Here is a 19,749-nt window from a genome sequence, read left to right as displayed (position 1 = left end):
TCTACCATAAGCTGGTCTGATTCAGCTTCCTGGCTATCATATTGACCGACAGCAAAAGGACGAAGCTGATCAACGAATTAAATAGGCCGATTGCAGTGGAGTAGCTGTACTGGGCATTGAGCAGACCTGCCTTGTACACATACGTCTGAATGATCTCGGACGAGGTGATATTCACAGAGTTTTGCATCAAATACACCTTCTCAAAGCCGATACTCATGAACTGGCCAATATTTAATATGAGCAAAATCATGACGGTCGGCATAATGCCAGGCAGATCGATATGCCAGATGCGACGCGCTTTAGAAGCACCATCCATGACAGCGGCTTCATGAAGATCGGGACTGACCCCTGCAAGCGCAGCGATGTAGATAATCATGCTGAAACCGGCATTTTGCCAAACACCAGAGAAGACGAATACCGTTTTGAACCACTCAGGCGCAGCAAGAAAGAAGACCGGATCCAGACCAAACAACATAAGGATCTGATTGAGAATGCCTTTACTAGGCGACAAAAAGAGATATAACATGCCTACCATAACTACGACTGAGATAAAATGAGGCGCATACGTCACCGTTTGAATTAGTTTGCGAAACCGATGACTCGTCAATTGGTTAAGTAGAAGCGCTAGGATGATAGGTATTGGGAATAGAGCGAGTTCATAGAGGCTGATGAGCAGTGTGTTCTGCAGTAGATTCCAGAATTGGTAGGATGAGAAGAAGCGTTCGAATTGTTCAAAGCCGACCCATGGGCTGCCGGTAATTCCCCTAGAGATCGTAAATTGCTTGAAAGCAATTTGCACTCCGTAGATCGGACCGTACTGGAAGATCGCGAAATAAATCAGCGTCGGAAGCATGAGCAGGTACAACTCATAGCTTCGAAGTATTTTTTTTAGCATGCGGGTCCCTCCTGCTTTGGAACAAGGTCAGGGCTGACACGATCGGACGTTTCTCCGATCGCTGTTGTCCCCGGATCACGGGATCAGATTTGCGTTGCGATCCGGGAACCGCTCATGCAGAGATAGCAATCAGAGCTGGACGATCCGCCCTTCGCTGGCGGACACATAAGCAGCGTCTAGCATCTTGATCGTCTGCAGGTTATCCTGTGCACTATTGGGAGCCGGCTCCCCGGTTTCCAGTGCGGTGAGAAGCTGGTTCAGCCCGCCATAGGTGGCTGTCTCGCGGGAAATGGTATTTTTCCACGATTGGACCGGATTCTGCTCTCCCCGCTTCAGCAGGTTAACAGTGCCGTGCTCAACGTGCAGCGTCCCCTCTTCGCCGATGACGATCATCTCGGTGCGATTGAAGATGGACGAGAAGCTCTGAACATAGGTCAGGACCGTATCGTTGGCAAAGGTAACCTGGACAGTCGCGTCCGTCTCGCCCTTACAGTCGACTGCTGCGGAGGAGCGGTTGTGACCATGCACCGACACGGCCTGCGAGCCGAGCAATAGACGGACGCCATCAAACCAATGAATACCCATGACGGACAGGGCATGGCGTTCGCAATCCAGCCGCCAGCCCGTATCCTGTCGGAAGAACAGGTTGGTAAAGAGCACCGATGTGACCTTGCCGATGGTGCCTTCTGCTACAATCTCCCTTGTCACCTCGAAGGGGAAATGCTGTCTGAAGTTCTGATTCACAGAGACGGGACGAGCGTGCTGCTCCGATAGCGCTACAATTTGCTCAGCCTCGGCCAAGGTATCCGAGAATGGCTTTTCTACGAAAACAGGCAGTCCGGCAGCCAGCAGCGGCTCGATAATTTTCTTCCGCAATGGGGAAGGCGTACAGACGACTGCCACATCCACGCCACTGTTGGCAATAAAATCTTCGAGCGACGAGTAACGATCAGCAATGCCGTATTTATCGGCTCGCATGGTTAGCATTTCCGGGTTCAGGTCACATAGCGCGGTCACCTGCACCCGCTCCGGATGCTCCTTATAACCTTCCAGATGCAATTCACTGACGCCGCCCGCTCCAACGATACCTACCTTGTACGTTTTCACTCGTTACCCTCTCCCTTAGTCCATAGTAATCGCAGCAAATCTGCGAATTTGTTCCGTAATGGCCTGTTCAACCGGCAACCGCTCCATGCTCGATGCGCCATAGAAGCCATGGACGTCCTGCGTCCGCTTCAGCACATAGGCTGCATCCTCCGGCTCGGAGATCGGACCGCCGTGACAGAGCACGATCACGTCCGGATTCTCTGCCCGTGCCCCATCCGCTATCCGCTGCACGGCGGCTGGCGCTTCCTCCAGGGGGATAGACGTCTGCGCGCCAATCTTGCCCTTCGTAGTCAATCCCAAGTGAGCCACGACAATATCGGCTCCTGCTGCTGCCATGCGCCGGCCTTCTTCTTCATTAAAGGCATAAGGTGTGGTCAGGAGGTCGCGGCGTGCGGCCAGGCGGATCATCTCGATCTCCTTGTCGTAGCCCATCCCCGTCTCTTCCAGGTTGGCGCGGAACAGGCCGTCGCACAGTCCCACGGTCGGGAAGTTCTGAACGCCAGCAAATCCCGCTTCTTCGACTTGATGGAGAAACCGCTCCATATCGCGGAAGGGATCCGTGCCGCACACCCCCGCCAAGACAGGTGTCTCTCGCACCGCGGTCAATACTTCGCCAGCCATCTCCATGACAATTGCATTCGCATCGCCATAAGGCATCAACCCCGCCAGCGAGCCTCTCCCCGCCATCCGGAACCGGCCGGAATTATAAATAATGATGAGATCTGCTCCGCCTTGCTCTTCACACATGGCGGAGATACCTGTGCCTGCACCAGCTCCCACGATCGGACGCCGAGCCGTGATTTTCTCCCGCAGGCGGCTGATGATCTGTTGCTTCTTCTCGTGCATATTGTTACCCTCCCTCCGGCTTGCTCACGGGCGCAAGTCCCGTTTTCATGAATGCAATACAGTCTGTCAGCCCTTCCTCCACACCGCCGCCACTCTCTTCATCCGCAGACATCCAGCCGGTGTACCCGATCTGGCGGATCGCAGCGAAGATAGGGTCAAAGGGGATGGATCCCCGTCCAAGAATTTCGAATTCGCCATTCGCGAAGTCCTTCATGTGGAAGTTGTCGATGAACGGGGCAAAGCTGGTAATCACGTCAGCCACGTCATCAACCCCCGACTTCACGAGATGTGCTGTATCTAGCGTTAAGCCAACCAGTGAGGCGTCCTTCACTTCGCCATAAAAGGTATCGAAGTCACGCCGGTGCATGACCGGCTGTCCGTGATGGTGATGCAGCGACAGGCGGATACCGTGCTGGTGCGCTTCCTTGCCCATTTCCTCAAACGCTGGGGCAAAGCCCGCAATGTCGTGGTCCGTCAGTCCCTCCCGACGCACGCCGTGGCAGTAGACGATCCGCTCTACGCCGATCTTCTGTGCAAAGCGATAGAGTCTGCGCAGCTGTTCCTTACTGTCTCCCGCTGGCAGTGATCCGCCAGCAATGAGCGCAGAAGCAACACCTGGCTTGCCTCCATACTGGTCAAGAAAGGCTTGCGGGTCGTTCAAGTACGGCTCATACTGGCCCCACTTGAGCTGTAAGCCGTCATAGCCCGCCGCCTGGTAGCCTTCAAACAGCAGGGCCGTCTCCGTATCATTAGCCGTTGGTCGTGAAAACGCATACTTAATTGTCATTGGTTCCACTCCTATTGGTTCGGTTTGTTCGTCTGGATCATCGCCAGCAGCCGATTCACGGCCTCATCAGCGAAGGCCTCGTCGTTGACCGTCAGCTCCAGCGTATCACATGGGATTCGCGGGTGCAGATGCTCACGGAGGGTCACCTCAAATGCGTTATCTGCCTCTGGCAGGTGAAAGCGCTCTCCACTTGCACCAAGTAAGGAATAGCCAAGTGACGGAATCAGTACAGTGACTGGGCCCTGTGCTGCATTCAACTTCTGTGCAAAAATCTCACCCAACTGTTCGTTCTCCTCCACGCTGGTTCGCATCAAGGTCACATTGGCATTCCAGGCGTAGAGCAGACGATTCTGGTACCGCTCGGGAACCGTTGCCGTTCCTCCGAAGTTTACCATATCAATACAGCCCGGAACGACAAGGTGCGGTACCCCGCTTCTTCCCGGCGCCTCCAGCCTGTTGGCACCAGCTGTGAATACACCCCCGCACAGCTCATCTGCCCACTCCGTCGTGGTCATATCCAGCACAGCTGCAATCCGGCCATCCGTGACCAAGCCTTCCATCGTGCGGCCGCCAATTCCTGTGCAATGAAAAACCAGACATTCATAACCCTTGGCCTCTAGCTGCTGCTTGCAGCGCTCCACCGCTGCTGTCGTGTTGCCGAACATCGTAATGGCAATAAGCGGCTTCTCCTCCCGCTGCTCTGGCGGTGACTGTTCCATCATCCCGCACACGGCGGCAGCCGCTTGCCGATAGATCAACTCGCTGATGCTGTTCACTCCGGCCACGTCGACCACGGAAGGGATCAAGACCACATCCCGGGTTCCAACGATGGGCTGGGTATTGCCACTGGCCGCCGTAGAAACCAGCACCTTGGGGAAACCAACGGGGAAATGCCGCATGACCGCCGCAATCACCGACGTACCTCCGGTGCCGCCCATTCCCAGGATGCCATCAATTCGCCCCTGCTGGTACAGCTCCTCAACGACATGCATGGCTCCGTCGGCCATGGCTGCGAGCGCTTGTCCGCGGTCTCCCGCCTTGCGCAGCGCCTCGCGGCTTGTGCCTGCGCGCCTCGCCACTTCATCGGCCGTCCATTCCGGCGTGATGCCTGTCGCCTCACCCGCCACACCGATGTCTACCGTGATGACGTGATGTCCACGCGCGGTGACAAGCTCGCGAATGTAGCGGTAATCTTCACCTTTTGTATCCAATGTCCCGATCAGCAGCAGCTGTTTCGGTTGGTGCATAGGTATCGACCTCCCGGACTCCCGAATGGTTACTCGCCGATCGTTTCCCTGTCCACTGCAGAATACGCGATAATCATCCGGCACGGCTCCCAGCTCGTCACCTTGGCATGATGTGGAACGCCCTGTGGAATGCGAAGCGCCATGCCCGGTTTCAAGTGAAAGCTCTCATCGCCCAGCGAATGCGAGCATTCACCCGAGAGGACGAAGATGATTTCCTCACAATTCGGGTGGATGTGACGTCCGTTCTCGTCCCCGGCTTTGATATATACCATCCCAAAGGTCATTTCACCCTCCGGATCGATTTCTTGCCCATAGAGCCAGGAAATTTGTCCCCAACCCATATCTACAACGTGATTCTCCTCATTCAGATCAGATGGTTTTACCATGCTATTCCTCCTTAATGTTTGTCAAATGGAACCTCACTTCGAATGCTTCGACTGCTTGGGCAGTCCTTTCATTCATCGTGGTATGCGGGGTGTGCTCATGACGTAATGATGAATATAGGGTTATTCTAATTCAACTTAGTAGAATTTACAACAACTTATTTGAATTTTATTCCTCGAAGTTTATTTTATGCATGGATAAGCTAATTTTAAAGGCGGGGTCGGTGAGCTGCGGTGGGGGGCTTGGGGGCTTGGTGAACCCTGTAGCCTGTCCTGAGGCGAGTTCTCCCATGAGCCATGGGCTAGGCCAACATGATGCCCAATGTGGACCCAACGAACACTCGCCCCTATCTCTAACGGCCACCACAGCCGCTATTCGCCCCAAAATAGGGCCTTTAACATTCTAACGGCCACCACCGCGGTTATTTCGATGATATTAGCTCATTTGAGCTCATTTCATAGCAAATAAGTGCGCCTGTGGCCGTTAGCCGACCGAGTGGTGCAAAAAGAGCGAAATAGGCGCATATATGGCCGTTAGAGCAGTTAAGCATTGAGGGTACGCGATGACTGGTGCCTTCTTTCACCCTCCATTGGATTAAAAAAAGGTATCGCGCAGCAAACGTAGAACTGAGGTAGAATTGAGGTAGAACGGACACGAGATGACGACCGAGGAGACGGAACCATGACCACTAATGAGAAAGCCTTAGCCTGCTTAGAAGCTGGCGAAGATGATCAAGCATTTGAGTTATTCCAGCAGGCTGTCCGGGAGTAGCGTACGGTGGAGTCCTTGACCAACCTTGCCTGGTTCTACCTCAATGAAAAATATGAACCCGATACGTCTCTGCAGCTCATGTTGGAAACCATCCAGCTTCAGCCTCAATCTTACGTACCGTATAACTTGCTGGGCGAAATCTACATCCGAACCGAGCAGTGGCAGGCTGCACTAGAGACTTTGCTTCACGCCATTCGTATTCAACCCACGGAGCAAGCCCACAACAACTTGGCCGTCGCCTACTATCATCTGGGACAGTTGCAGGAAGCTGCGGAGCATTGGAGCCAGTCCGCCGCCCCTTCGGACTTTGCGATGTACAGCCGTGTGATTTGTCTTATCCAATTGGGACAAGGCGAAGAAGCAAAGATGCTGTTGGAGACATTCTCGGAAAAGGATGATGAATTTGTGGGTTGCGGGAATGGCAGACTTGTGGTTGGAGTTGGGGCATTATGAAGAGGCTGTCTACTGGTACGAGAAAAGCTGGGGTCACTATTGGGTGAAGCCCGACTGGGTAGCGCAGTTCGCATATGCCTTATATAGATGCAACCGCATGGAACGCATGCGGGCAATCATTGACGAAGCCATTCGGGAGAAACGAGAGCAATTCACAGAATCGGGAGTGGAAGAATGCAGTGAGGCGTGGACCGAACAAGACAAGCGCGACCATTTAGATGAGTTGTCTTCGGATATTGCAGCCTTTGAGAAGATGACAAGTCGAATCGAGGAAGGGTATATCCCGCCGCTCATTTTCAATCCGAATCTGAGTACACGATGCTATTTGTTTGGCTGCAGGCAGCATGATCCGGAGTTTGAAGACAAGGAGTAGGTTAGTCCCCGGATCTACTGCCCCGCTGCACCCGCCTACTTCCCCTTTTTCTCCGGCACTAGTTTAAAGTAGAACAAGACCAATAGCCAGAAAATACAGCCTAGCAGAATATGTACGCCACTCTCATGAAGATTCTGTCCTCCGCCGCTCACTAAGATGCCGCTAAAAAAGCCCGCCCCAATAACAAATATTAAGTCCATCAACTTTGCCACCATGTATCCCCCCCCTCCCTTTCACGCCATTAACCCTACACTCCCTTAATCCTTATCGATATGAAAGATGCCAATTTCATTATAATGATCGAGCTTGTAATTAATGACCCCGAGGCTCCGCGTTAGCACGCGCATCTGCCGCTCGATATTTGCCCGGTGCAGCTCCAGCATCTCCCGCCGCTGCTCACTGGTGGCCGAACCCTCCAGACAGAGCATCATAAACGCCTTGATTTCGTCTAACGGCATACCACTGTCTTTCAGGCAGCGCACCAGCTCCAGCCAGTGGATGTCCGTTTCTGAGTATTGGCGCGTCCCGTAGGACGTCTTCTTGAGCAGCGGCATTAACCCATTCTTATCATAATAACGCAGCGTCGATGCGGGCAGCTTCACGCGCTCCGCGGCCTGCTTAATTGTGTATTCCATCACTTTCTTCCTCCCTTTCTACCCCTAAAGCTTGACTTAAACCTAACTTTAACTTGTAAGCTGAATTTGTTCAATACGACAATACTTCAAAAAACCGGAAGGTGGGAATCCCGTGAAATACAGAAGACTGGGCAGAAGCGGATTAAAAGTGAGTGAGGTCGGATTGGGCAGCTGGCTGACCTATGGCTCAGCGACCTCCGAGGAAGCAGCTCGGGCTTGCATTACAACAGCTTATGATAACGGCATTAATTTCTTTGATACTTCCAACTCTTACCCTGGGGCCGAGCAGGTGATGGGCAGCGCGCTGCAGGCGTATCCGCGGAGTAGTTATGTCCTTGCGACCAAGGTGTTTTTTGCCCAGGGTCCGGGTCCCAATGACCGGGGACTCTCGCGCAAGCATATTATGGAGCAATGCGAAGCCAGCCTGAAAAAACTGGGCACCGACTATATCGACCTGTACCAATGCCACCGCTTCGACAGCGACGCTCCGATCGACGAGACGCTGCGGGCACTGGATGATCTGCAGGCACAAGGCAAAATTCTCTACGCTGGCGTAAGCGAATGGTCTGCAGCGCAGATTGCTGAAGCGTCCGGCATCGGCAAACAACTGAACCTGCGGCCGCTCGTCTCCAATCAGCCAATCTACAATATGTTCGAGCGCTACATTGAAAAAGAAGGCGTGATCCGCCAGTGCGAGACCGAGGGGCTTGGCCTTGTCGTCTTCTCGCCATTGGCTCAGGGCGTACTGACCGGCAAATACAAACCAGGCCACCCGATACCCGAGGGTACACGGGCAGCCAATGACCAAACCAATGGCGTGATCAACAGCTACTTGCGCGAAGATGTGCTGCAATGTACGGCTGAGCTGTCCGATTTGGCCGCCGCGTCTGGCGCCTCGCTCTCCCAATTCGCCTTGGCCTGGATTCTTCGCCAGCCGGTCGTCAGCTCAGCGATTATCGGCTCGAGCCGGCCAGCGCAGATCGAAGAGAATCTCAAGGCAATTGATCTGGAGCTTACACCAGACATTGTGAAGCGGACCGAAGACATTCTGTCCAAGGTAAGTCATTTCGCTCCAGCACGATAACGCGGTGAAAACCTCCACTGAATCTCTGCAAGATGTAGAGTTCAGCGGAGGTTTTTTTGTTGCCTGGACGCCGTCGTAACGTCTGAGGGAACAATCTATTTCTCTTCCTCGTGTCAGTGGCCTATAATATAAAAAAGCCTTTAATGAAAGAACGTCTTCTGAAGGGAGAGCCCAAGATGAATGACAAGCACCCAATATCCGATACCATCACGCTATCTCATGGCTCACTTCAGGGAATACATCAGCCCGAAACGGGGGCTGTCGCCTGGTTGGGCGTTCCCTATGCCAGACCGCCGGTTGGTGAGCTGCGTTGGAAAGCCCCCCGCGAGCCGGAGCCGTGGACAGGCGTGCGATTGGCACAGGATTATGGGCCCTGCAGCCTTCAAAACGGTCCGGACGGCGTCATCGGCAGTGAGGACTGCTTGTACTTGAATGTATGGCGGCCGAACCAGGAGGAGACGGACCTCCCGGTCTTCGTGTACTTGCACGGCGGCGGCAATATTAGCGGTTCGGGTCGGGACTTCCCCGGTGGTGAATTGGCGCGCGACACGCGCAGCCTTATCGTTACCGTCAACTACCGGCTGGGGGCCCTCGGATTCTTCCGGCACCCAGCCCTTTACAGCGGCGACCCACTGGATGATTCGGGCAACTATGGTCTGCTCGATGCCCTACAGGCGCTCCGCTGGGTGCAGACTCATATTGCCCAGTTCGGCGGCAATCCCGGCAACGTCACCCTCGCCGGTCAGTCGGCAGGCGCCCGCAATGCCCTCGCTGCATACTTGTCTCCGCTGGGCCGGGGGCTGTTCCACCAGTTGTTCATTCTGAGCGGCGGCATGACGACGGCCTCCAGTGAGCTGGGCGAGACAAAGGCAAAGGAAATTGCGGCAGAGCTAGCCCGGACAAGTGGCAAGGGCTTGGATGCTGTCGATACTGTGGATGCAGCTGAAGCACAAGCATGGCTATCGGCACAATCGGACCAGGCCATCGCTGACTGGTTGTACCGTCAGGAGGGTACAGCTTTTGCAGAGGCTATCAGGGACACGGGCCTGCGCATGGCGGCCTTCCCGCATCTGTTCGAAGACGGCGTCGTCATTCCAGCAGGGGGCTTCGCCGCCCTGAGTTCAGGTACACATCCGCCGCTGCCTGCCGTGCTCGGAAGCAACGCGACAGAGTTTTCAGGCTTCGCCTTGTCTCACCCTCTCTTCGCCCCACTAGCGCAGGAGGGCATATCTTCAAGCAACACAGAGCTCCAGCTATTGTATAAAGTAGCTATTCAACACGGAAGCGAGCTCTATGCAGCCTTCAATGTGGAGGAAGTAGCTTCACAGCTCTTGCACGCGAATGCAGATATGCCTGTGTACGGCTACCGATTTGGCTGGGGACTGCAGGATGGTGTCATTGACCCAACAGCCCGCTTGTTGCTGGGAGCGCCTCATGGGGCTGACCTCCCCTTCTACACCGGAGACTTCTCCGAGATGGAGCACAGCTACCCGGGGGCAGCCGTCACCAGCGATAATGAACCCGGGCGGCTCGCGCTTCTCTCGCTGATGAGGGGATACCTGCGGCAGTTCCTACATACGCAAAATCCAAATGGAGCCTCACTGCCTGCATGGAGCAGGTTGCAGACCAAGCCAGGTTCTGTCACAGTTCAGTGGCTGGATGCTACAGCGAATGAAGCTCTCGCTCAGCCCTCTAGTGGGCTGAATAGGAAAGATATCCTGGCTCGCATGGAGACCGACAAGCGGTTAACCCCGCAGCAGCAGAGCTGGCTGCGTACGGAGCTGTTTGCGGGGCGATTCTTTTGGCAAGACAAATGAGTAGGACAATTAACATCCGGAAAGGATCGGTTCTGTGGTCACTTACCTTCTCTTGATCGGCATCGGACTGATCGCGGGCATGTCGGGCTCTCTTGTGGGGCTGGGTGGCGGGTTCATTGTGGTCCCTGCGTTAGCCTTTCTGTTCCCGGAGCTGCCACCGTCACAGCTGGCTGGCACCTCCATGGCCATGCTGCTCTTTAATTCGATTTCCAGCACCTATGTATATAGTAAGCAAAAGCGCATTGACTATCCGGCAGCTATTCGATTCGCTCTGGTTGCGATCCCGGGTTCAATTATAGGGGCGCTGTTGGCCACGATGATTACGGGCAAGGCTTTCTTCGTCAGCTTCGGTATCTTTCTCATTCTGGTCGCGCTGCTGCTGCTATTTAAGCCGACCAAGCCGATCGCCTGGCCATTCCGCCCGACGGTCCAGCGGAGCTTTGCCGATCAGACGGGGTTCCGGTTTGATTATGCATACCATATGCCGACAGGCATCATTGTCAGCTTCCTCGTCGGCTTCCTGGCCAGCCTGTTCGGCGTCGGCGGCGGCAGTCTTATGATTCCGACGATGACCTTGCTGCTCGCATTCCCTGCCCACATCGCGGTCGCTACGTCGATGCTGCAGATCTTTTTGTCAGCAATCGTCAGTACAGGGACACATGCATTTTTGGGCAATATCGATTGGATGATGGTGCTCTTCCTGGCTCCTGGCGCCATCATCGGCGGCCAGATTGGCGCGCGGATCGCCCGCCGTTTACCCGGACAGCTGCTGCTGAAGATCCTGTCAGTCTTCCTCATTATTGTTGCGATCCGGCTGATGTTTAGTGGAGGCTGATTGTCGTTCTATCAGGCTGCTGAAAAACGGCCGAAGAGGCATGGAATCGAATCTGGAAAAGCGAAGCATTCGCCTTTGCCCCCGGATTTCAACCGCTAAGCGGTTAAAAAATCAAGAAATCTGGGGGCAACAGCGATTGGAAGATCGATCCATGACCGGAGGTTGCATTTTCCACCAGCCATTCAAATACACATACCACGGAGGAACAATACCATGCACGAAACCGTTCAATTGTGGGACGATGTCTCTTATGTGAAGCTGCAATGTTATCCCGTTCCTGAAACGCATGGGGACCCATCCGTTCAAAAACGACCAGCCATCATTGTCTGTCCCGGCGGCGCCTTCCTGGGTACCTCGGACCGGGAAGCAGAGCCGGTAGCGCGGCGCTTTAATACCAAAGGTATGCATGCCTTCGTTCTGCGCTACACGACGTATTATCAGGAGCGGATAACCAATCTAGCGGAGGTGCCGCCAGGCAATCCGGCCAGCGCATATCCGCAGCCGCTGCTTGATCTGGCTAAGGCGATTCTGTATGTGCGGGAACATGCTGAGGAGTTCGGCGTGGACTCGGATCGAATCGTAGTGTGCGGCTTTTCCGCAGGGGGTCATCTGGCGGCCAGTCTAGGCGTCCATTGGTCTTCCGAGCTGCTCCGGGATACCTTCGGCAAGGAGAGCCGCTGGTTCCAGCCCAATGCGTTAATCCTAGGCTATGCCTTGCTAGACTACGCAGCGATGACGCCGAAATCTAATCAGGCACCCGACCCAGGCAACGCTCGGCTGGCCGAGTTGGCCAATATGGCTGTGTTTGGCAAGCCAGATCCGACAGCAGAAGACTATGAGCATCTCAGCCCCGCCCGCTATGTCTCTCCAAGCACGCCGCCGACCTTTCTGTGGCACACCCAAGCTGACGGGCTAGTTTACGTGGAGAACTCGCTGCGGTTTGCGGGCGAATTGGCCAAGCACGGCGTCCCGTTCGATCTGCATATCTTTGAACAGGGGGGGCACGGACTGGCGCTGAGCGACGAGACGTCTGCACGAGGCCCCGAGCACATCGACGCCCATGCTGCCCACTGGGTGGATCTGGCGTTCAGTTGGCTGGCGCTGCGATTCTAATCCGTTTGGCAACATAGGAAAAGCGCCCAGCATCAGTGATTAGTGATGCTGGGCGCTCTTTCGTTTACTTTGCTTGACGTTACTGCTCCCTCCAGCTCACCAGTAGGCGCAATGAAGATAAATTTTCCCTGGTGCGCCAGGTGGAGTTGTTGAGTTAGCTGCAAGGCAAGAACGTTTCGTTGGAGAATCTGTCCGCCGGGGCGTCCCAGGCCGCCTCTAAATAAACTTTCTATACTTGCGGACATTGCTGGGGCTGGCCCTGCTGCCTCTAAGTAAACTTTCTATACTTGCAGACACTGCCGGGGCGGTCCCAGCCACTCTAAATAAACTTTCTATACTTGCAGACACTGCCGGGGCGTCCCAGGCCGCCTCTAAATAAACTTTCTATACTTGCAGACACTGCTGGGGCGGTCATGCCCGCAGGCTACATGCATTTTTTCGCTACTGCTCCCTCCGACGCCCCACCAGACCCTCCAACGAAACTTTCTTTCGCTACTGCTCCCTCCAACGCCCAGCCAGACCCTCCAACGAAACTTTCTTTCGCTACCGCTCCCTCCAACGCCCCACCAGACACTCCAACGAAACTTTCTTTCGCTACTGCTCCCCCCAACGCCCAGCCAGACACTCCAACGAAAGTTTCTTTCGCTACTGCACCCTCCGACGCCCCACCAGACACTCCAACGAAAGTTTCTTTCGCTACTGCTCCTCTCGGTGCGACTTCGGTGTCTCGCTCTACAATGAGGTCACTCTGCTATCCGGCTATCGGCCCCGCAGTCACAGCGTCTCGTCCACGGGTTATACACTCGAGTAGATCCGCACCGTCAGCCCGTCCGAGTGAAACTCCAGTGCGGCCGTCAGATCGGCGTCATTCAGAAAGGCGAGCGCCTGGCTATCCGTAGTCACCGTCGGCTTCCATTCCCCGCCTCTATTCTGGTTGATGATATGGATGCGGCACCGCTCTCCGTCCCTGTCCGTTCCCTCCAACGTATAATCTGCCCGCAGTTGCACCAGTTGGTCTCCATTATACTCTTGAAGATCCTCTGCGCCCGGCAGGATTTCCCCTTGAAAAAAGCTGCTCTCACTCGTACCTGTGAAGTACACCGCCGTCTGCCGCATCGCCCCTTCTTCCTTGCGCACCTCACTTCCGGTAATCTGAACCTGAATGGTCAAAATCTCTTGGTGGCCGAGCAAAAATTCTCGCATGGCGATACGTGCGCTGGCTGTTTGCTGCTCTGTAAAAGCATGCCCAGCCCCAATCATCAATTGCAGGTGACATTGCCCTGGCGCATAGGCTTCTTTGGCCTTCTCGGAGTATGTGTAGGGGACAACGATATCTGCGGTCCCATGCATCAGCAGAACCGGCCCGCGGTAGGCAGCAATTTCGGCATACGGGTCCATATCCACCACCGTGTCGTGAAATACCTTGCCGATGGGCATACCCCCGCACTGAATCACTGCAGGAACCGCACCGACATCGTAGGAAGCGCCACCCAGCGCACCCGCACGGGCATGATCGGGTATACACAGCGCCGGATACACAAGGATCAACGAAGCAATGTCATCTGCGCGCTGCGCGGCAGCAAGCGCCGACACAAAACCTCCTTGGCTGAAGCCCACCAGTGTTATGCGACTGGCATCAAGATGAGGCAAGCTTTTCACATAATCCAGCACAGCCAGCAAGTCTTCGACTTCCGTGCGCACCGTCATCGCTGTAGTCTCGCCATCGCTCCTGCCTGCCCCGCCGGCACAACCACCGCAAAAATCAAAACTATAAGCAGCATAACCCCAGGAAGCAAACGTTCGGCCATATTCCGTCAGATGTGTGGCGTTTCCTCCGAATCCATGACTCATAATCAACACTGGCAAGTTATGACCCTTTGGCAAAAATTCATTTCCGCGAATCGTCAAGCCATCCCTTGTGCAACTAAACTCTCGTTCCTTGATCGGATGCGTCATCTATTTGATCTCCTCCAATTTCTTGAATACGCTATCATCATTATATACCAACTCCTACATCCGGTCTCGCACCTCTCCCTCTCACGCACTCGCTCACTGGTCCATGGGCATGATGCCGCTGTTCGCACATAGAATACTATGGATAACGTGTGAGGGAGGCAACACTATTTATGAATGGATACTACTATCCTGGGTACGGGTGGTACCGGGCCGCTTTTTCCCCTGTCTGGGCAACGAGCTACACGCAAGCCTTAGAGCTGATGAAAGAGTCAGTCCAAGGAGAAAAGTCAGACGAAATGTTCTATGATCAACTCATCCGTCTTGCGCCTACACAGGAGCAGGCCGATATCATTGCTTCCATCCGTGACGACGAAAGAAGCCATAACAAAATGCTGCGAGAAATGTACTTTCACTTGACGGGACAGCAAGTAGGACCAGGCAACGCCCAAGAAGAGTCTCCTCCAGTTACTTATGCAGAGGGTTTGAAGACGGCGTTGTTTGGCGAGCTCTCTGCCGTTGAGCGATATCGCAAGATGTGGTTCGGACTGCCACCAGGGATATACAAAGATACCGTGTTCGGTATTCTGCTGGACGAACTGAAGCACGCCGATAAATATAATTATCTTATCGGACAGAACAATGCCCAGCATCATTAGGGAGGAACTTGGCCCGGAATAGGTCGGAAAGCCGTGGCGTCCGAATCTGAACAACCAGTATACTAATACCAGCAAGTCATGAATTATGAAGGCTGGTTGACACTTCCGAAGCGAGTTTTCCTTCGGAAAACTTCAAAGCTTATGCTTCCGAAGCAAGTTTTCCTTCGGAAAACTTAAGCTTATGCTTCCGAAGCGAGTTTTCCTTCGGAAAACTTTTAGGAGGAGACATTCATGTTCAAAATCGGACACCTCGGTACGTTTCCTGCGCTACCGGAGCTCGGCATGGCGATCTATGCTGGGGATACTGCTGCCGTCGAGGCCTTGATACAACAAGGCGCAGACATCGATGAACAATTGACGCTTAGCCGACACAGTGTTGTGGCGCCGCTGGATCTGGCACTGATGACTAATCAGCCTGAGGTGGTGCGGGTCCTGGTGGCACATGGGGCGAATCTGAATGCAAAAGACTCCCCCGCTATCCTCACGGCAGCTCGCTATGGCAACCCAGACATACTCCGCTACCTTCATCTGGAAGGGGCCAAATTAAACGCGGTGAACCGCGTAAAATCCAATGCCTACGACTAAGCGTACTATGGGAACAAAGCAAACCTGCCCATCCTGCAGGAGCTCGGACTGGACATTCGGAAGCATGCAGGCCGCGTCCTGCGGAAGGCCGTCTCCGATCACGATATGCGCACCCTCCGCTACCTGCTGGAGGAGGGCGTCGATATCAATTACAATGCCGCGGATATGGTGTATCCCTACAAAGCAACACCTCTCACGGTGGCCGCCCGCAGCAACAATCTGAAGATGGTGCAGTTTCTGGTCGAGCAAGGGGCTGATGTCACTCTTCAGGAAAAGGACGGCGAGCGCGCCTATACGATCGCGGTCAGTCAGAACAATGAAGCTATGGCTACCTATCTGAAGGAACACGAACCAGAAGCTTTCCACAACCTGAGCAACCGGCTGCATGCGCTCAAGCCGTACAAGCTTCCCCCAGACTTGATTACCTTTCTCTCCGTGGAGAAGCACCGTCTAGAGCTGCCGCCCAATGCGTCAAACGTTCATTATGTCGACTTTTTTCACCTGATTGATACGGTGGAGATGAAGTCGGGACGCCAGAAGCTGCTGCGCCTCTCTGCTGATGTGGATCAATATTCGCATCTGATCATCGTCTGGAACCCCAGCAAAAAAGCAATCGGCTACGCCGACATCGAACATCAGGAATACGGACAGATCGCCCCGCTGGCAGACTTCATGGCGGCCCCGGGCCACGTGCTTGCTCAGTATTTCGAAGCCTTATGAATACTCCTCATCCCAACAAAAAGGACAACTCGCCACGAGTTGTCCTGAGCTGAGCGCCTTATATGCAATACCCCAACAGAAACACCATCATGAATAGCAAGCCAAGGCTAGAGATCAGCAGATTCCGGCGATTGGTTACCTGGATGTTCAGTTCGGTATGCCGGTGAATCAATTGCTCCATCCGATAGTTTACTGCCGTCTCCGCAAAATGGCTCACACTGCCCAACTCACGCTGATACGGCTGTTTAACATAACCTTGAACCAAGGCTAACAACACCGTCGCAAGGGGCCGTTCACTGTTGAGCCGCTTCATGGCATAACGATCGGCAAGCAGCTCCATCCAAATTTCATAATAGCGCGAGAGGTCCCGAACCAGCGGAATGAATGCCATCCCTCTACTTATCGCTGTCCCGACCACAGTCTGCAACGGATGGTACGCACGGCAGTGATACAGCTCATGATACAAAACCGCCAGCACCTCTTCCTCTGAGAATCGGTGCAACGCCCCCGTAGAGATCACAATCCGGCGCTTGAAGAAACCGCAGGCCATCGCTACGAATGCCTGTTCACGGATAACAATAACCGGAATTCCATCCGCATCGAGCCGTTCCGTCCAGCGTGCCGAGCTGCGCTCATCTCGGGTCAGCGACAGATACCGCAACAGCTTCACCTGCTGTCTCCCTTGTGTACCAAGATGAACGAACACCATTACCACACAATATAAGATAGCTACGTTGTAGACCTGTTCCATGACCGGATGTTGAGTGAAGAAGCTGCGCAACGTCGCCCAGATGCCTGGTTCTCCGGCAGCTTCCGGTAGTTCGCTTAGTTGATGTCGCACTCGAACCCCCATTTGTACCAGGATCCAGCTCACTAACCCCACGTTCAGCCCCAATGCCCATCTCAGTTTGGGTGGCATCGTCATTGCTTTTTCAGCTCGTTAATCCGGCTTTCCAGCTTCTTGATCAGTTCCGGATCGGCGCTGTCCAGTTGATCAATGAAGTGATTGACTATGAGGGGGCCAAAGTCCTCCATTAATCCCTCTGTCACCACCCGAGTCTGTTCCACAATGAACTGCTCTTCGCTTTGAACGGGGAAAAAGAAGCTCACCCGGTTCCTTCCCCCGCCGGTCGTTTCTTTTCTCAGGATGCCTTTGTCCGTCAACCGAAGCATCACTGTCATGACGGCATTCAGGGAAATCGGAGCCTGATCGTCCAGCAGCTCGTGTACCTGCTTGATCGTTAGCTGTTGATGTTCCCAAATGGCCTTCATAACCCTCGCTTCAAGGGGACCGAAAAACCGCTGCAGCCCCTCTTCTTTTACATTGAATCGTTTGATCCCCATCCGTACAGCAAGCCTCCCCTCTTCGGTTTATCTTGCCGACTTCCTCCCCAAAATCATCAAGATTGTAATCAGGATGAACGCAGTACCTGCGAGGAAGGGAATGGTAATAAAACCGAACCAGTTAATATATTGTACATTACAAGGCACGCCTTGGGTACAGGGTTGAATGGCATCCAGCCACGGCAGCTTTTGCTTGAAATAGTGATACGTCGACACCACCGCGCCTAGAGCAGCTAAAGGGAGCACGTATTTCTTGCATTTGTCATCGTCAACAAACGCAGCTACGCCCAAGATGAGGCTCAGAGGATACATGAGAATCCGTTGATACCAGCATAACTCGCAAGGAATGAAACCGCGAATTTCACTGAAATACAGGCTCCCCAGCGTAGCCACAACAGCAACCAGCCAGGCCGCATACAAATAGTAGTCTTTTACGATTCGCATCGATACGCCCCTCTTATTCTAATTCCTGCTCAATGACCTGACGGATTTCATCCATATCGAACGGATTGGCAATGACCCGGTCATTCACAACGATAGTCGGCGTCTGCTGAATGTCGTACGTGTCCACCAGCTCTTGGTCCTTCATGAGCTTGTCCACCACCTCGTTGGCTCGCAGATCCGTCTGGAACTGCTGCGCATCCAGATCAGGGACAGTCGCCTCCGCAACCTCCAGCACTTTGTCCTGCGTCACCCACAGTTCGTCGTGATTGACTTGCGCCGGCTGCTCAGCGAAGAGCGCCTTGTGGAAATCCCAGAACTGCTCCGGATGGTTCATAAGAATAACCTCGCTTGCCTGGCCTGCCAGGATGGACTCCTCGCCATGAAACATGGTATTCACATAGGCGAAGGAAGCTACTCCGGTGTCCAGGTAATCCTGCTGCAATTGCGGCTTTATTTGCTCTTCCCAGATTTTACAGGACGGGCATTTGTAATCTCCGAATTCCACAATCGACACGCCTGCATTCGGGTCCCCCGCGATAGGTTGTCCTTCGATAGCCGGCGCTTCGGCGAGACGTCTCTCCTCTGCGTTCCCGTTATTCCCCGCTTGATTCAGGGCAAAGATTCCGCCAAACAAAACGATGACGACCAGCGTGTACACGACAAGCATACGGGATTTTTTCTTCTTCATGGTGTACCTCCATCACAATGATTAGTTTACCCTGAACCCAGTCCGGCTGGTACCACGACCACCCGATTCGGTCAGCGCGGTGTGTCCCTTCTGGCAATCCATTATTAAACTACACACTGTAGTTTAATGGGCTGAATTGAGTATACCAGAGGAGAACGAATCTGATCACATGGAGATATCACAAATTTAAAAACATTCAAGGTGAAACGGCTGTCGCCGTTGATGCTTACGAAGCCAGTTTTGCTTCGCAAAGCTCTGAGCGCAGTGCGTTTCATTCCGGTTGCACTCTAAAGCGTTCACTATGCACAATCTTTTCCACAAGCTCTCCAGGCTTCTTCTGTTCCGTGTCCAGCAAGAATGGCTGATTGGCCGGGGATGTCGTCAACTTGTTGAGCAGGAACAACGAACGGTCCAAGTATTGTACATCTCCTCGTTGGTGAAGCCTTGCAGCAAGCGTGTCCGGTGTCGCATGGAGCACCACGTAATGGAAAGTCACCTCTAGATCCGACAGCTGGTCCAGAAACCATGGCAGCTCCTCTTCCACGACGAAATCGATGACCACATCTAACCCATTTCCCACAAAATTCCGCGTCACCGCAGCAATATTAAGCCACGCGAGTCTGAGTCTCTCTTCCCACGTTGGTTCGGTCTCCCCGCGATAGACATGGAGCAGCAAATCCCCCTCAACCAGCACACCTTGTTTTCTGGAGTCCGCCAGCGCTTTCGAGACCGTCGACTTGCCCACTCCCAGCGGACCTGAGATGAGATAGACATGAACTGGTTTGCTTGTCATTGTATGGATACCCCTTTCCGTGTGACGATATATCGACGCGTTGTTGCTTACGGTGCCTAGTGCCAATAACCAGACGATACCATGAGCCAGTTTATGTAGTAAATGCTTTCTTTGCGTTAGCGGTCAGTTCGGCTCAGAAAGTCTAGTTTTTCGTGTGCTATAATGGGTGTGAAAAGTTACGCATCGATAGAATCGGGGTCCAAATTTGGAGGAAGT

General features: G+C 53.9%; 23 protein-coding genes. 9 read left to right on the top strand and 14 right to left on the bottom strand.

All coding sequences use genetic code 11. The annotated features are described in order from the left end of the window. Position 1: 1 nt before the first annotated feature. The 6 genes from F556_RS0122690 to F556_RS0122665 form a co-directional block, all read right to left on the bottom strand. On the bottom strand, positions 2-895 hold the full coding sequence (locus F556_RS0122690; RefSeq protein WP_020619292.1) for an ABC transporter permease: 894 nt from the start codon (positions 893-895) through the stop codon (positions 2-4). Between the two features lie 129 nt (positions 896-1,024). Then, positions 1,025-2,002, bottom strand: coding sequence for a Gfo/Idh/MocA family protein (locus F556_RS0122685; protein WP_020619291.1), 978 nt, complete (start codon positions 2,000-2,002; stop codon positions 1,025-1,027). 15 nt (positions 2,003-2,017) lie between these two features. After that, entirely contained in the window at positions 2,018-2,848 is an 831-nt protein-coding gene (locus tag F556_RS0122680) for a phosphoenolpyruvate hydrolase family protein (RefSeq protein ID WP_020619290.1), read from the bottom strand. Positions 2,849-2,852: 4 nt separating this feature from the next. Further along, positions 2,853-3,635, bottom strand: coding sequence for a sugar phosphate isomerase/epimerase family protein (locus F556_RS0122675; RefSeq protein ID WP_020619289.1), 783 nt, complete (start codon positions 3,633-3,635; stop codon positions 2,853-2,855). Positions 3,636-3,646: 11 nt separating this feature from the next. Next, positions 3,647-4,882, bottom strand: coding sequence for a Tm-1-like ATP-binding domain-containing protein (locus F556_RS0122670; RefSeq protein WP_020619288.1), 1,236 nt, complete (start codon positions 4,880-4,882; stop codon positions 3,647-3,649). A gap of 29 nt (positions 4,883-4,911) precedes the next feature. Beyond that, positions 4,912-5,268 carry a cupin domain-containing protein gene (locus F556_RS0122665; RefSeq protein ID WP_020619287.1) on the bottom strand — a complete coding sequence of 119 codons (357 nt, stop codon included), beginning with the start codon at positions 5,266-5,268 and terminating at the stop codon, positions 4,912-4,914. Positions 5,269-6,043: 775 nt separating this feature from the next. On the opposite strand from F556_RS0122665, the gene F556_RS37285 reads away from it, so the two are divergent. Both F556_RS37285 and F556_RS37280 read left to right on the top strand, forming a co-directional pair. Further along, positions 6,044-6,490 (top strand): tetratricopeptide repeat protein, encoded by a 447-nt coding sequence (locus tag F556_RS37285; protein WP_051108779.1) that lies wholly within the window; start codon positions 6,044-6,046, stop codon positions 6,488-6,490. Beyond that, positions 6,456-6,863 carry a hypothetical protein gene (locus F556_RS37280; protein ID WP_051108778.1) on the top strand — a complete coding sequence of 136 codons (408 nt, stop codon included), beginning with the start codon at positions 6,456-6,458 and terminating at the stop codon, positions 6,861-6,863. The genes F556_RS37285 and F556_RS37280 overlap by 35 nt, the downstream gene beginning before the upstream one ends. Positions 6,864-6,898: 35 nt before the next feature. Here the strand turns inward: F556_RS37280 and F556_RS0122655 are convergent, their stop codons facing one another. After that, complete coding sequence (locus F556_RS0122655; RefSeq protein ID WP_245583120.1) at positions 6,899-7,063, bottom strand: hypothetical protein; 165 nt, start codon at positions 7,061-7,063, stop codon at positions 6,899-6,901. Positions 7,064-7,120: 57 nt separating this feature from the next. Beyond that, a complete protein-coding gene (locus tag F556_RS0122650; protein WP_020619284.1) occupies positions 7,121-7,498 on the bottom strand; it encodes a MerR family transcriptional regulator in 378 nt (125 codons plus the stop codon). Between the two features lie 112 nt (positions 7,499-7,610). Here F556_RS0122650 and F556_RS0122645 point away from each other — a divergent pair, with 112 nt between their 5' ends. The 4 genes from F556_RS0122645 to F556_RS0122630 all read left to right on the top strand — a co-directional run bounded on the left by F556_RS0122645 (position 7,611) and on the right by F556_RS0122630 (position 12,347). After that, positions 7,611-8,582 carry an aldo/keto reductase family protein gene (locus tag F556_RS0122645; RefSeq protein WP_020619283.1) on the top strand — a complete coding sequence of 324 codons (972 nt, stop codon included), beginning with the start codon at positions 7,611-7,613 and terminating at the stop codon, positions 8,580-8,582. A gap of 176 nt (positions 8,583-8,758) precedes the next feature. Further along, positions 8,759-10,399, top strand: coding sequence for a carboxylesterase/lipase family protein (locus F556_RS34920; RefSeq protein ID WP_020619282.1), 1,641 nt, complete (start codon positions 8,759-8,761; stop codon positions 10,397-10,399). A gap of 52 nt (positions 10,400-10,451) precedes the next feature. Further along, positions 10,452-11,234, top strand: a complete 783-nt coding sequence (locus F556_RS0122635; RefSeq protein WP_245583119.1) for a sulfite exporter TauE/SafE family protein — start codon at positions 10,452-10,454, stop codon at positions 11,232-11,234. 213 nt (positions 11,235-11,447) lie between these two features. Beyond that, positions 11,448-12,347, top strand: a complete 900-nt coding sequence (locus tag F556_RS0122630; RefSeq protein ID WP_020619280.1) for an alpha/beta hydrolase — start codon at positions 11,448-11,450, stop codon at positions 12,345-12,347. 795 nt (positions 12,348-13,142) lie between these two features. On the opposite strand, the gene F556_RS36550 is transcribed toward F556_RS0122630, so the two are convergent. Continuing rightward, entirely contained in the window at positions 13,143-14,303 is a 1,161-nt protein-coding gene (locus F556_RS36550) for an alpha/beta fold hydrolase (protein WP_020619278.1), read from the bottom strand. 170 nt (positions 14,304-14,473) lie between these two features. Between F556_RS36550 and F556_RS0122615 the strand changes: the two genes are divergently transcribed. The 3 genes from F556_RS0122615 (at position 14,474) to F556_RS38855 (ending at position 16,264) form a co-directional block, all read left to right on the top strand. Next, the gene (locus F556_RS0122615) at positions 14,474-14,959 is read left to right on the top strand and encodes a ferritin-like domain-containing protein (RefSeq protein WP_020619277.1); all 486 of its coding nucleotides are present in this window, start codon (positions 14,474-14,476) and stop codon (positions 14,957-14,959) included. Between the two features lie 231 nt (positions 14,960-15,190). Then, positions 15,191-15,544 carry an ankyrin repeat domain-containing protein gene (locus F556_RS38860; protein WP_020619276.1) on the top strand — a complete coding sequence of 118 codons (354 nt, stop codon included), beginning with the start codon at positions 15,191-15,193 and terminating at the stop codon, positions 15,542-15,544. Positions 15,545-15,568: 24 nt separating this feature from the next. Next, positions 15,569-16,264 (top strand): ankyrin repeat domain-containing protein, encoded by a 696-nt coding sequence (locus F556_RS38855; RefSeq protein WP_342663319.1) that lies wholly within the window; start codon positions 15,569-15,571, stop codon positions 16,262-16,264. A 58-nt stretch (positions 16,265-16,322) separates the two neighbouring features. Here the strand turns inward: F556_RS38855 and F556_RS0122605 are convergent, their stop codons facing one another. From F556_RS0122605 to F556_RS0122585, 5 genes are all read right to left on the bottom strand, one after another. Further along, the gene (locus F556_RS0122605; protein WP_211222630.1) at positions 16,323-17,183 is read right to left on the bottom strand and encodes a M56 family metallopeptidase; all 861 of its coding nucleotides are present in this window, start codon (positions 17,181-17,183) and stop codon (positions 16,323-16,325) included. A gap of 2 nt (positions 17,184-17,185) precedes the next feature. Next, complete coding sequence (locus F556_RS0122600) at positions 17,186-17,608, bottom strand: BlaI/MecI/CopY family transcriptional regulator (RefSeq protein ID WP_020619273.1); 423 nt, start codon at positions 17,606-17,608, stop codon at positions 17,186-17,188. Positions 17,609-17,635: 27 nt separating this feature from the next. Next, on the bottom strand, positions 17,636-18,052 hold the full coding sequence (locus tag F556_RS0122595) for a disulfide oxidoreductase (protein ID WP_020619272.1): 417 nt from the start codon (positions 18,050-18,052) through the stop codon (positions 17,636-17,638). A 13-nt stretch (positions 18,053-18,065) separates the two neighbouring features. Continuing rightward, complete coding sequence (locus F556_RS0122590; protein ID WP_020619271.1) at positions 18,066-18,740, bottom strand: thioredoxin domain-containing protein; 675 nt, start codon at positions 18,738-18,740, stop codon at positions 18,066-18,068. Between the two features lie 271 nt (positions 18,741-19,011). Then, positions 19,012-19,533, bottom strand: coding sequence for a P-loop nucleotide/nucleoside kinase family protein (locus F556_RS0122585; protein ID WP_020619270.1), 522 nt, complete (start codon positions 19,531-19,533; stop codon positions 19,012-19,014). Positions 19,534-19,749: the final 216 nt, after the last annotated feature.

This window comes from Paenibacillus daejeonensis DSM 15491 (assembly GCF_000378385.1).
Classification (GTDB): Bacteria; Bacillota; Bacilli; order Paenibacillales; family Paenibacillaceae; genus Paenibacillus_D; species Paenibacillus_D daejeonensis.
The sequence above is the reverse complement of the archived record's forward strand: the minus strand, read 5'-3'. Positions and strand labels throughout refer to the sequence as shown.